The organism is Limnohabitans sp., assembly GCF_044361985.1.
GTDB lineage: Bacteria > Pseudomonadota > Gammaproteobacteria > Burkholderiales > Burkholderiaceae_C > Limnohabitans_A.
In genome coordinates, this window is sequence record NZ_JBIKHV010000006.1 from 17,682 (window position 1) to 30,112 (window position 12,431).

A 12,431-nucleotide genomic window follows, 5' to 3' on the forward strand; every position below is an offset into this window, starting at 1 on the left:
ATTCCCCCACCCGTGGCCACCCCAAATTCCCCCAGGCAGCGCAGCCAGATTATGACGTTTCCAGATTGACGACCAAGCGTGCCGCCGCCTCCTTGAGCCTGTAGCTCTTGCCCTCAAACTCCAGCATCACGCAGCGGTGCATCAACCTGTCAAGAATCGTGCTGGCCATGGTCATATCCCCCAGATATTTGCCCCAGTCCTGCACCACCCTGTTGGATGTCACTACTAAGGCGCGGCGCAGCTTGTAGCGCTGGTGCACGATGGCCTGCAACACCTCTGCCGCCTCCGCCGTGATACGCCTGGCCAGAAACAAATCGTCCACGATCAGCAAATCCGGCTTCACCCACTCTCGCAGCATGCACGCCCTGTCCTGGCTGCCCGCCAGCGCATACCGCGCAAACTCGGTGTCCGCTTCCAAATACCGCACCTCATAGCCCTGCAGCGTCGCCTGGTATGCCAGCGCCTTGGCCACATGGCTCTTGCCTGTGCCCGGTTTGCCCACGATCAAGGCGTTGGCCCCCTCGGTGATGAACTTCAAGGTGTGCAACTCAAAGCACGCGGCGCGGGGTATCTTGGGGTTAAAGCGCCAGTCCAAGTCCGCCAATGAGGCCCGCTCATCGAGCCCCGAGCGCTTGTATCGGCGATCCAGCAGCACCGACCTGCGCCGCTCCAACTCGTCTTGCAGCAAGGCGGCAAAGGTCTCCAGGAACGGCTCCTGGCTGGCCTAGGCCTGCATGGCCCGGGTGGTCAGCGTTTGCTGCATGCCCGACAAGCGCAGCTGGCGCAAAGCGTTGTCGATCTCGGTCATGTTCATGCCTGACCTCCTGCTGTGTCATCCATGGCTTTGGCCACCACCGCGCTGGCGACCAGGGCCGCGTGGGTGAATAAATCCGCATACTCCTCGGCCTGGCGAATGAGCTCATGCTGCTGGGCCAGAGAGTCTTCGTGGACAAGGCCACAGGTAACACCACCACCACCGCCACCGCCACCACCACCGGCATGGTTATTGGTTGATGCCTCGTGCATGGCCGCCATGGCGTCTGCAAACAAACGCTCGGCCAAGGCCTTGACATGTTTGTAGCTGTAGACCCCTTGCTCCAAGGCCTGGGCGCAGGCGCTGTCAACGCAGACCGCCGGGTAGCGTTTGGTCAAACCCACGATGCCCCAGAGCTTTCTTTGGCCCACCCGACCCTCGGCTGTAAACATCAGCTCACACAGTCGGCTGGCATGCTCTCCAATTTGCCCTGCTTGGCGCAAGATTTGTCGTGTCTCGCGCGACGGGTTGAACACCCGCTCGTCTACGGGCAACACCACAGAGCCTGGCCGCTCGGCTTTGGCATGGGTGCGTAGTAAAGCGCCTTGCAGATCTCGGATCTCGATACGCCGCTCAAAGATGCGCACCAGCACTTTGGAGCCTATGGCCGCAGGGCGTGCGGCGTAGCTGCTGTGATCGACCCGCACGCAACTGTCATCGCACACGGTACGGGCCTGCTGACTGAAGTACTGCATGCCCAGCAGGGGCAGGGGCAAGAGGTGCGCGCGTTCGGCCTCGAACATGGCCTGCACCTGTTGGCGCTCAGTTCCGTGGATGCGTTTAGAGGCCCAATTTGTTTCCCAATGCTCTAGGAACTCGTTCTGTGCCTCAATTGTTTCAAAGCGCTTGCCCTTCAAGGCGGTGGCCTGGGTGTGGCCGATGGCGTGCTCGACTGTGCCCTTGCGGTTAGGGTCGCGCACGCGGGCCGGGTCGGCCAGGACGCCGTAGTGCGCCAAGGTGGCTGCGTACACGGGGTTCAACTCAGGCTCGTACAGGTCGGGCTTGAGCATGCCCTCCTTGAGATTGTCTAAAACGACGTACTGGGTGCAGCCGCCAAAGTAGCGAAACGCCTGCTCGTGCAACTGAGCCCAAACGTGTTGGCCGGACTTCCAGACCACTCGGCGGAAACTGCGCCGGGAGTGGCGCAATGTGGCGACAAACAAGCGGGGCTTCTTGTAGCGCTCGGTGCCTGGCACCAGCGTGGGTGCCCCTTCACCGTAATCGACCTGCATCTCTTCGCCAGGCACAAAGGACAGGCGGTCAAACTGTTCGGGCTCTTTGTGGCGCAGCTTGGCGGCAAAGCGTTTGACGGAGTTGTAGGCGGCGGTGAAACCGTGCGAGTCGACCAAGTCCTGGTAGATGGCTGTGGCGTTGCGGCGAAGGCGCAGTTGGGCCTCAATGAACTCACGGTGGACTTCGCACAGGCTGGTAGAAATGGACGCGGGAGCCGGTGGCCAGGGTGGGGGAGTTTGAGTGGCTACAAGCCCAGCATCGGTATTGGGGTCCGGGTCTGAGCCGGCAGCCACCCCGGGGGAATTTGAAATCTCGGCCAGCCAGCGGGTGCGATAACTTCGCACGGTTTTGCGGTCGATGCCGGTGATGCGGGCGATCTCGCGCCGGGGGGTGTTGCGCTCTAGCAGGGTGTAGACGGTAGCGCGTTGGTTGGGTTTCAAGACATTCACTCCTTGGCCTTCCTTCGAGGAGGGCCAGAACATGCGTCCTGCCAACAGGTGCCGACGGTGTCGGCTTTGAACCCCTGTCCCCGATCAATTCAGGTGGGGGATTTTGAAGTGGCCATAAGTGGGGGAATTTGGGTGGCCATCAGGGCTCGTGTTGTTGCTGGTCACGCCGGACAGCCTGCAGGTCTTGCTCTTCCAGGGCGCGCATTTTCTGCAATTCAATTTCAGCGAGAACGCGTTTTTTGCGAAAACTCACCACCAGAGTTTCAGCCCTGCTGATGTCTAGCACCACACGTTGCTGCAGGTTGAGCAGCTGGGCCATGAATTGACGCTGGTTCATGCTGGCTTGCATGCCCTGGAACTCGCTCTGGGGTTGTTGTTCTTTCAGGCGGTATTCGTCGTTGTTGCCGCCGACCGAAAACTGACCATCGGGGTGCGGGCCGAATCGTGGTCGGTTTGCAGGGTGCGCTGGATTTCGAGCGTGGTGGCGAATTGGCGAAAACCTGAACGAGCTCTATGCGTACATAACCCGCAGGCTTTTCCACATCAATGCCCACAATGATTTGACTGCGCTCGAAGAAGTCAAAACCCTGATCAAGGACATCTCGCAGGCTTGGCAAACCCTGCCCAGTTTGCTGTCTGAAACCAGCCGCAGGGCGCATTACGCCAACTGACCGGGAGGCTGGGCTGTGTGGTCTGCCCGACAGGGATCGAACCTGTGACCCACAGCTTAGAAGGCTGTTGCTCTATCCAACTGAGCTACGGGCAGATGCGAGAAACAAAAAAGGCCCTGAGGGGCCTTTTTCATGGGTGCGTTCCAGAGAACTTTTTTGCTTGGAAACCCTGATGCGAACCTTGAGGGTAATGGTCGGAGCGGCGGGATTCGAACTCGCGACCCTCTGCTCCCAAAGCAGATGCGCTACCAGGCTGCGCTACGCTCCGACAATCAATATTCTAACCCTCAAACCGATGCTTTTCTGGCTGAGTGGAAAAAAGTCTGTTGCCCCTTTTCAGCGTTTTTTGTACTGACCAGCACCAAATAGAGCTTGTCGGGCTTTGTCGTCGGTCAAAGGCTTTCGGGCATCGGCCAGTACCAGCAGGGCTTTTTGAACAGCAGGGCGTTCGCCCATCCGGTCGAACCAGATTTTCAGGTTGGGGTAGTCTGCCCAGTCAATACCCTGGTTTTGCCAACTGCGCAACCAAGGGAAGATGGCCATGTCGGCAATCGAGTAGTCACCCCCTGCAATCCATTGACGAGCCTTGAGTTGCCTGTCTAAAACGCCGTACAGCCGTTTCGCTTCGTTGGTGTAACGGGTGACGGCGTAGTCGATTTTTTCGGGCGCATAGATCCGGAAGTGGTGGGCTTGACCCAGCATTGGGCCAAGGCCGCCCATCTGAAACATGAGCCATTGCAGCACCTCATATTTGGCGCGGTCGGATTCAGGCAAAAAACGCCCGGTTTTGGCCGCCAGGTAAAGCATGATCGCGCCCGACTCGAACAGTGAAATCGGTTGCCCATCGGGCCCTTCGGAGTCGACCAGTGCCGGAACCTTGTTGTTGGGACTGATTTTGAGAAACTTTGGTTTGAATTGATCGCCTTGGCCAATGTTCACGGCATGCACCTTGTAGGGCAGACCGCACTCCTCCAGGAGGATGTGGATTTTGTGACCGTTGGGGGTGGGCCAGGTGTACAGGTCGATCATGGCGTGCGTTTCTATGGTTGGGGCTGGGTGGTAAAGCATCTAAAAAAACGGCCTGCGTTGAGCAGGCCGTTTTGATGGGGCATGGGGCTTTAGCTGCCGCGTGTGACGGGCATGTTGACTTCGCCCGGAATGGCCAGTTGCTTGGCCAGTTCCAGTTTGGCCAGCGAGTTGCGGTGCACTTCGTCCGGACCATCGGCCAGACGCAAGGTGCGCTGATGCGCGTAAGCATAAGCCAGCGGGAAGTCTTGCGATACGCCGCCGCCGCCATGCGCCTGGATGGCCCAGTCGATGATTTGGCAGGCCATGTTGGGGGCCACGATCTTGATCATGGCAATCTCGGCCTTGGCCACTTTGTTGCCCGCAGTGTCCATCATGTAAGCGGCTTTGAGCGTCAGCAAGCGGGCTTGCTCGATCATGCAACGCGACTCGGCGATGCGCTCTTGCCAGACTGTTTGGCGAGCCACTTCACGGCCAAAAGCCACGCGGGTGTTGAGGCGATGGCACATCAATTCCAGCGCGCGCTCGGCGATGCCGATGGTGCGCATGCAGTGGTGAATGCGGCCAGGGCCAAGGCGACCTTGTGCAATTTCAAAGCCGCGACCTTCGCCGAGCAAAATGTTTTCGGCTGGAACGCGCACATTCTTGAGCACAACTTCCATGTGGCCGTGCGGGGCATCATCGTAGCCAAACACCGACAGCGCACGCACGACGGTAATGCCAGGCGCATTGGCGGGCACCACGATCATGGATTGCTGTTGGTGGCGACCGGCATCGGGATTGGTCTTGCCCATCACGATGTACACCAAGCAGCGTGGGTCACCGGCACCAGACGACCACCACTTGCGGCCGTTGATGACGTAGTCACTGCTTTCACGCCGAATTTCACACTCGATGTTGGTGGCATCTGACGAGGCCACATCGGGCTCGGTCATCAGGAATGCCGAGCGGATTTCGCCGCGCAGCAGGGGCTCCAGCCACTCGTCTTTCAGTTGTTCGCTGGCGTAACGCTCGAGCGTTTCCATGTTGCCGGTGTCAGGCGCCGAGCAGTTGAAAATTTCTGCTGCAAACGGCACTCGGCCCATGATTTCGCACAGGGGGGCGTATTCGAGGTTGGACAATCCCTGTGGTGCACGCGTTGACTTGGGCAAAAACAGGTTCCAAAGTCCGGCAGCTCTGGCCTTGGGTTTGAGCTCTTCGACAATTTTGGTCGGGACCCAGGCGTTGCCCTTGGCACGGTTTTCGGCAATTTCCTCAAAGAACCTCGCTTCGTTGGGATAAATGTGTTCGTCCATGAAAGCCAGCAAGCGGGCCTGCATGTCTTTGACCTTGGGGGTGTATTCAAAATCCATGGTCTGTCTCCTTGAGTTGAGGGTGATATTCTTGAGGGGGAAAAGGGGTCAGGCTTTGCAGGCAAAGCGCCAGGCCAGTTCGGCCATGGGCTTGGCACCAGCGCCCGATGTTTTCGCCTGGTCGCTGGATGCTGTGCCGTCTTCGACACGTTTGGCGATGCCTTGCAAAATGGCCGCAATGCGGAACATGTTGTAGGCGAGGTAAAAGTTCCAGTCTTTGGCCAATGCCTCGGGTGTGGTGAAGCCTGTGCGTTCGCAATAGCGGGCGATGTATTGCGCCTCGGATGGAATGCCCAAAGCCACCAAATTCAGCCCGCCAATGCCTCGGAAGGTGCCCGGACTGATGTGCCAGGCCATGCAGTGGTAGCTGAAGTCGGCCAGTGGGTGGCCCAAAGTGGACAACTCCCAGTCGAGCACGGCCAGCACGCGTGCTTCAGTCGGGTGGAACATGAGGTTGTCCAAGCGGTAGTCGCCATGCACGATGCTCACCAAAGAGTCGTCTTTTGCGCTGTCCGGAATGTTTTGCGGCAGCCACGAGATCAACTGGTCCATCTCCGGGATCGGCTGTGTCATGGAGGCTACATATTGCTTGCTCCAGCGGCCGATCTGGCGTTCGATGTAATTGCCGGGTTTGCCGAAGCTGGCCAAGCCACACTCGGCAAAATTGACTTTGTGCAACGCAGCCAGCACCCGGTTCATCTCGTCATAGATGGCGTCGCGCTCAGCCTGACGCATGCCGGGCAAGGATTGGTCCCAAAGGACGCGGCCTTGCACAAACTCCATGACGTAAAAGGCGCGGCCAATGATGGATTCGTCTTCGCACAACACATGCATTTCGGCCACAGGCACATCGGTGCCGTGCAGGCCCTTCATGACGGCAAATTCGCGCTCAATGGCGTGGGCTGAAGGCAGCAGTTTGGCCACTGGGCCGGGCTTGGCCCGCATCACGTATTGACGCGATGGGGTGATGAGTTTGTAGGTGGGGTTGGACTGCCCGCCCTTGAACATTTCCACGCTCAATGGGCCGGAAAATCCAGGCAATCTGGTGTTGAGCCAGTTTTCCAGGGCAGAAATGTCGAAGGCGTGGGTGCCGGTGACAGGCCGAGTCCCCACGAAATGGTCAAAAGCACTCATGAGGTCACCCGAAGGATTTTTTTGCCCGCTGTCGTCAGCGGGGATGGCTGTAGGCGGTGGCGTGTCAGTGGTCGGCGTTCACTATGAGCAGCAACGAATCGCGGTCCAGCACCACCAGGCCACCGGGCTCGATGCGGATGATTTGTTCGCGCTCCATTTGCTTGAGTTCCTGGTTGACCCGCTGGCGCGAAGCCCCCAGCAGTTGCGCCAACTCTTCTTGCGCCAATTGCAAGCTGATGCGTATCGCTTTGGCATCCGACAAACTCGGCACACCATAACTGCGCAACAAGTGGTTCAGCTGTTTGGCCAGTCGCGCACGCAAGGGCAGCGTGTTGAGGTCTTCCACCAAGCCGTAAAGTTGCCGAATCCGACGGGACTGCAGGCGCAGCATGGCTTCGTAAAACTCGACATGCTGTGACAGAATTTTCTTGAAGTCGGCTTTGGCCACATTCAAGGTGGTGGTGTCCCCGTGTGCATAGCAATCGTGCGTGCGCCTGTCTCCGTCGAAGATCGACACATCGCCGAACCAGATGCCTGGCTCCACGTAGGTCAGCGTGATCTGTTTGCCCGACACCGAGGTCGAGCTCACGCGCACGGCGCCCTTGGCACAGGCGATCCATTGCTCGGGCGGATCCCCCCGAGCAGCGAGCATATCGCCGTCCTTGTGACGTTTGACGTAAGCGCATCGAAGTATGTCGTGACGAAGTGAAGGGGAAAGGGTTGAGAACCAGCGACCACCATTGATCGCTTCTCTTTCCTCCATTGTCAGAATCGGTTCGTCCATGCTCTGTCCTTTGAGTGACTGGTGATCGGATTTTTGTCGCCTGGGGGACCAGTCGGCTTATTCGTATTGGGGTTTTTGCTTGTTCAAAAACGCGGCAATGCCAACGCCAGCGTTGTTGTGGTGCAGGTTTTTAACAAATTGATCGCGCTCACGTGCCAGCTGGGCATTCAGCGTGCTGCCATCGGCGTCCGACAACAATTCCTTGATGCTGGCCAGCGCGTTGGGCGCCCGGGCGTTGAGTTGCTCACACAATTGCAAAGCTTGCTGCAGAGCTTGTCCGGCATCAGCGAGGCGGTTGACCACGCCCAATTGCTGTAAGCGTTCTGCCCCGATGCGCTCACCGCACATCAGCAACTCGGTGGCCAGTTGGCGCGGCACCGAGCGTGAAAGGCTCCAGCTGGCGCCCCCGTCGGGGGACAGCGCGATGCTGCTGTAGGCCATGACGAACACGCTGTTGCGAGCGGCCACGATCATGTCGCAGGCCAGCGCCAGCGAAAAACCAGCACCGGCCGCAGGCCCTTCCACGGCGGCGATCACGGGCTTTGGAAAGGTGCGGATCGCTTCGATCCAGTTGTGCAGGCCTTCAATGCTTTGCGCCTGGTGCTCAGGGGGCAGTTGACGGTTGTTTTGCAAGCGTTGCAAGTTGCCGCCTGCGCTGAAAATGCTGTTCGCACCGGTGATGACCACGCTGCGCACATCCGGACTGGACTCGGCCACGCTCAAGGCTTCGACCCCTGCAGCGTACATTTCTGGGCCTAAGGCGTTGCGAAACTCGGGGTTGCTCAAGGTCAGGATCAGGGTCTGGCCTTCGCTGGTGCTGATCAGTTGTGCAGTCATTTATTCAATCAGTTGGGGACAGAGCTGAAGATCTGTCCCACAAAGTCATTAAATCGGAACAGAGCTGAAGATCTGTCCCACAAAGTCATCAAATCGGGACAGCGCTGAAGATCTGTCCCGCAAAGTCATCATTCTTCGGTGTGCATCAAGGACAAGCCAATCGCCCCACGGCGGCGCAACCAAGGGCTGGGGCGGTAACGCATGTCGCCATACACCGTCTGCAGGTTGAACAGAACCTCGAGCACGTTGGTGGGGCCATAGTGGTTGCCCATGGCCAATGGGCCCAGCGGGTAGGCCAGGCCCAGGGTGACTGCAGTTTCCAGGTCTTCTGGTGAGCAAATGCGTTGCTGGCAAATGTCGGATGCGATGTTGACGATGGTGGCGACCACGCGTTGGGTGACAAAGCCACCGCTGTCGCGGATCACTGAGACGGCTTTGCCATCGCGCGCAAACAGGGCATGTGCGGCGTCCCGCATGTCGCTTCGGGTGGCCGGGTTGGTGGCCAGCACGCGTCGCTTGGTGGCAGCATCGTCAATCAGCATGTCGATGCCCACGGTGCGTGCCGGGTCCAGCCGTTCGACCACGGCCACGGTGGTGATGTCAAAGCCCAGCGGGGCGACGAGGGTGAGCGCATGGGGGGAGGGCGATGCACCGCTTTCGATGTGTGCACCCAGCTCTTTGAGCAGTTGCAACAGATCCATGCGGCGCGCGGCGCGTGGCGAGACCCACACAGGCGGCATGTTGTCCACCACGGGCACTGCCGGTTCGGCAGGCAACTGGGCCACGCCATCGGTGTATTTGTAAAAGCCTTCGCCGACTTTTTTGCCCACGATCCCACCTGCTAATCGCTGCGCGGTGATCACATTGGGACGGTAGCGCGGTTCTTCGTAATATTGGTGGTAAATCGCTTCGATGACATGGTGCGAAACATCCAGTGCCGTCAGGTCAAACAGCTCGAAAGGGCCAAGCTTGAATCCGACCTGATCGCGCAGGATGCGGTCGATGGTGGCGAAATCGGCAATGCCCTCGCTCACGATGCGCAGGGCTTCCGTGCCATAGCCGCGACCGGCATGGTTGACGATGAAGCCCGGCGTGTCTTGCGCCTGCACAGGGGTGTGGCCCATCTGGCGGGCAAAGTCTGACAAACGCTGGCAAACCGCGGCCTCGGTTTTGAGTCCGGCGATGACCTCAACCACTTTCATCAGGGGCACAGGGTTGAAAAAGTGGTAACCCGCAAATTGCTGAGGGCGCTGAAGCGCTGCTGCAATCGCGGTGACCGAGAGCGAAGACGTGTTGGTCACCAGCACAGCTGTGGGGGCCAGGATTTTTTCCAGATCCGTGAACAGGCTTTTCTTGACGTCGAGCTTTTCCACAATGGCTTCGACCACCAATTCACAGTCAGCCAGGTCTTGCATGCTGGAAGCACCCAGTAAACGGCTTTTGTGACCTGACACGGCTTCGGCAGTCAGTCGGCCTTTTTCCTGCAATTTGTCCCATTGCAGAAAGACAGCATCGTGCGCTTTCTGGATGGCTTCAGCCTGGGTGTCATAAAGCCAGACTTGGCTGCCCGCTTGGGCTGCAATTTGGGCGATGCCCCGGCCCATGGCGCCGGCGCCAATGATGGCCACTTTGGAAAATGCGAGAGTCATATTGCGTCAAACAAATGGGGAATAAATGGCAAGTCAACCAATCGGTGCAGGATTGGCTTTGGCCGGTCTAAGAGCGCCTCGCCCCTGAAAGATCAAGAATGATTATCGCCTCAGTTCGTGCGTGCAAGTGGGCGCCGAAAGCGGGCGAGTAGCGCAGACGCAGTGCTTATTCGGGGGTGTGAGGAGCATATGGCGGTGCATAAAGCGACTGGTTGTGAGCACGCTCAGCGCCGAACCTGCAGGGCGCCCGGGTTGACGATGTTGGTGGGAGTTCCTTTGATGAAGTTCACCACGTTGTCAAAAGCAGCACTGAAGTAAAGTTCGTAGCTGTTCTTTTCGACGTACCCGATGTGGGGCGTGCAGATGCAGTTTTCCAGGCGCAGCAGCGCAGAGCCTTGCAAAATGGGTTCGGATTCGAACACGTCAATGGCCGCCAAACCGGGCCGGCCACGGTTCAGGGCGCCAATCAAGGCATTGGGCTCGATCAATTCAGCGCGGGACGTGTTCACGAACAGCGCCGACGGCTTCATGCGGCCCAGGTCTTCGGTGGTGACGATGCCCAGGGTGGTGTCGCTGAAGCGCAGATGAAGCGATAACACATCGGATTGTTCAAAAAATGAGGCCCGACTGGGGGCAGTTCGGTAGCCACTCTGGCTGGCTTTGGTGCGAGATTCATCGCTGCCCCAAACCACGACATCCATGCCAAAGGCCTTGCCGTACCCCGCCACCAACTGCCCAATTTTTCCGAACCCCCAGATGCCCAGGGTTTTGCCGTGGAGGACGGTGCCCAAGCCAAAGTTGGTGGGCATGGAGCCCGCCTTCAATCCCGATTGCTGCCAAGCACCGTGCTTGAGGTTGCCAATGTACTGCGGCAGTCGCCTAACGGAAGCCATGATCAAGGCCCAGGTCAGTTCGGCAGGCGCTATGGGCGAGCCCACACCCTCTGCGACAGCCACACCACGTTCTGTGCACGCCGCCAAATCGATGTGACCGCCCACGCGGCCCGTTTGGGCAATCAGTTTCAAGCGAGGGAGTTTTTCGATCACAGCACGCGTCAGATGGGTGCGTTCACGGATCAAAACGATGATGTCTGCGTCCTTCAAACGCACAGACAACTGGCCAATGCCTTTCACGGTATTGGTATAAACCTTGGCCGGAAAATTCTCGAGTTTGGCTGCGCAGTCGAGTTTACGCACAGCGTCTTGGTAGTCGTCAAGGATCACAATGTTCATTCCTCCATTGTGCCTTGGCGCGGCGACCAAGCGGGGTCGCCGGGGCTGCATTTCAGATCAAATTCGGACTTGGGCGGCCTCAAGTGCCGCCAGTCGGTCCAGTTCGGCGCAGACATCGGCCATGCGGCCTGAAATGACCATGCGCCCAGCCCCTTGGGTGCGTTGACCGTTTTCGCTGACCCGCAAGACGCGCAAGGCGGGCTTGGCAGAAGCAGCCTGGAAACGGTGCGGTGGGGTGATGGTTTTTTGACCCAAGGCTGCGCAAGCTGGCCTGCGCGTGGCCCAGATTGGGCGCAAGTAGGCGTTAGAGCGTTGCGCTTTGGCGACCGGAGTCAACGTGCGAGTGGCACGGGTGAAGCCTTGAAAAAGACCTGAAAGAGCGAGCAGAGCGATTCCCATGTGAAACCTTTCAAAAGCATGGAGGTTGGACACAGGCAGGATTGCTGAAAAGGCTTGTTGCATCAGGGCTGACAAAAATGATTCCGTCAGCGCCCGCCACCTGGTGCAACAAGCAGGTGCGTTACATCAAAAGCGTGTTGCGGATCAGTCCCACGGCCAGGCCTTCGATGTCAAAAGGCTCGTCTGGGTTGACCACAATGGTTTGGTAATCGGGGTTTTCGGGCAGCAATTCGATGCCAGTGGCTGTTTTGCGCAGGCGTTTGACCGTGACCTCATCCCCGAGTCGGGCCACAACGATTTGACCATTGCGAACTTCTTTGGTCGATTTCACGGCCAGCAGGTCGCCATCCATGATGCCCGCATCGCGCATGGACATGCCCCGAACGCGCAGCAGATAGTCAGGTTGCTCGGTGAACAAGGTGCTTTCGACTTGGTAGGTCCGGTCGACGTGTTCCTGCGCCAAAATAGGCGAGCCTGCGGCAACGCGGCCAATCAAGGGCAGACTCAATTGGCCCAAGCCTGGCAGGGTGAGGCTTAACATATCAGACGGGGTACGCAGACTGCTGCGGTGGCTGCCTTTGAGCCGGATGCCACGTGAGGTGCCACTGACCAGTTCGATCGCGCCTTTGCGGGCCAGGGCTTTGAGGTGCTCTTCGGCGGCGTTGGCTGACTTGAACCCCAGCACGTTGGCAATTTCGGCACGTGTGGGTGGCGCACCGGTGTTGGCGATGGTGTTCTGGATCAACTCCAGAATCTCTTGCTGACGGGCGGTGAGTTTGGGGCTGTCGGTCATGAGGGTTTCCTTTAAAAGGACGGGTGAACTGTTTTTTCATCCAGTGACTGTATTTTTA

Annotated in this window: 11 protein-coding genes, 2 tRNA genes and 1 pseudogene; all 14 read right to left on the reverse strand. The window is 58.6% G+C overall.

The annotated features are described in order from the left end of the window. Positions 1-49 precede the first annotated feature (49 nt). Positions 50-814 (reverse strand): annotated as a pseudogene (gene istB, locus ACIQ3A_RS02305) (IS21-like element helper ATPase IstB). Further along, positions 811-2,496, reverse strand: coding sequence for an IS21 family transposase (gene istA / locus ACIQ3A_RS02310; RefSeq protein ID WP_396430146.1), 1,686 nt, complete (start codon positions 2,494-2,496; stop codon positions 811-813). The pseudogene istB and the gene istA overlap by 4 nt, the downstream one beginning before the upstream one ends. 139 nt (positions 2,497-2,635) lie before the next feature. Next, positions 2,636-2,833: a hypothetical protein gene (locus tag ACIQ3A_RS02315; protein WP_396430147.1), complete on the reverse strand. Its 198-nt coding sequence runs from the start codon at positions 2,831-2,833 to the stop codon at positions 2,636-2,638. Positions 2,834-3,185: 352 nt separating this feature from the next. Continuing rightward, positions 3,186-3,262: transfer RNA gene (locus ACIQ3A_RS02320), tRNA-Arg, on the reverse strand. Between the two features lie 96 nt (positions 3,263-3,358). Beyond that, positions 3,359-3,435 (reverse strand) — tRNA-Pro (locus ACIQ3A_RS02325). A 68-nt stretch (positions 3,436-3,503) separates the two neighbouring features. After that, a complete protein-coding gene (locus ACIQ3A_RS02330) occupies positions 3,504-4,196 on the reverse strand; it encodes a glutathione S-transferase N-terminal domain-containing protein (protein WP_396430148.1) in 693 nt (230 codons plus the stop codon). Between the two features lie 89 nt (positions 4,197-4,285). Then, a complete protein-coding gene (locus ACIQ3A_RS02335) occupies positions 4,286-5,545 on the reverse strand; it encodes an acyl-CoA dehydrogenase family protein (protein WP_396430149.1) in 1,260 nt (419 codons plus the stop codon). Between the two features lie 48 nt (positions 5,546-5,593). Then, complete coding sequence (locus tag ACIQ3A_RS02340) at positions 5,594-6,679, reverse strand: phosphotransferase (RefSeq protein WP_396430150.1); 1,086 nt, start codon at positions 6,677-6,679, stop codon at positions 5,594-5,596. Between the two features lie 64 nt (positions 6,680-6,743). Beyond that, positions 6,744-7,463 carry a Crp/Fnr family transcriptional regulator gene (locus tag ACIQ3A_RS02345; RefSeq protein WP_108406630.1) on the reverse strand — a complete coding sequence of 240 codons (720 nt, stop codon included), beginning with the start codon at positions 7,461-7,463 and terminating at the stop codon, positions 6,744-6,746. Positions 7,464-7,520: 57 nt separating this feature from the next. Next, positions 7,521-8,300, reverse strand: coding sequence for an oxepin-CoA hydrolase, alternative type (locus ACIQ3A_RS02350; RefSeq protein WP_396430151.1), 780 nt, complete (start codon positions 8,298-8,300; stop codon positions 7,521-7,523). 128 nt (positions 8,301-8,428) lie between these two features. Continuing rightward, positions 8,429-9,949: a 3-hydroxyacyl-CoA dehydrogenase gene (locus tag ACIQ3A_RS02355; RefSeq protein ID WP_396430152.1), complete on the reverse strand. Its 1,521-nt coding sequence runs from the start codon at positions 9,947-9,949 to the stop codon at positions 8,429-8,431. A gap of 224 nt (positions 9,950-10,173) precedes the next feature. Next, positions 10,174-11,181 (reverse strand): D-2-hydroxyacid dehydrogenase family protein, encoded by a 1,008-nt coding sequence (locus ACIQ3A_RS02360; protein ID WP_396430153.1) that lies wholly within the window; start codon positions 11,179-11,181, stop codon positions 10,174-10,176. 57 nt (positions 11,182-11,238) lie between these two features. Next, a complete protein-coding gene (locus tag ACIQ3A_RS02365) occupies positions 11,239-11,580 on the reverse strand; it encodes a hypothetical protein (protein WP_396430154.1) in 342 nt (113 codons plus the stop codon). Between the two features lie 121 nt (positions 11,581-11,701). Further along, entirely contained in the window at positions 11,702-12,373 is a 672-nt protein-coding gene (lexA, locus tag ACIQ3A_RS02370) for a transcriptional repressor LexA (protein ID WP_396430155.1), read from the reverse strand. Between the last annotated feature and the right edge of the window lie 58 nt (positions 12,374-12,431).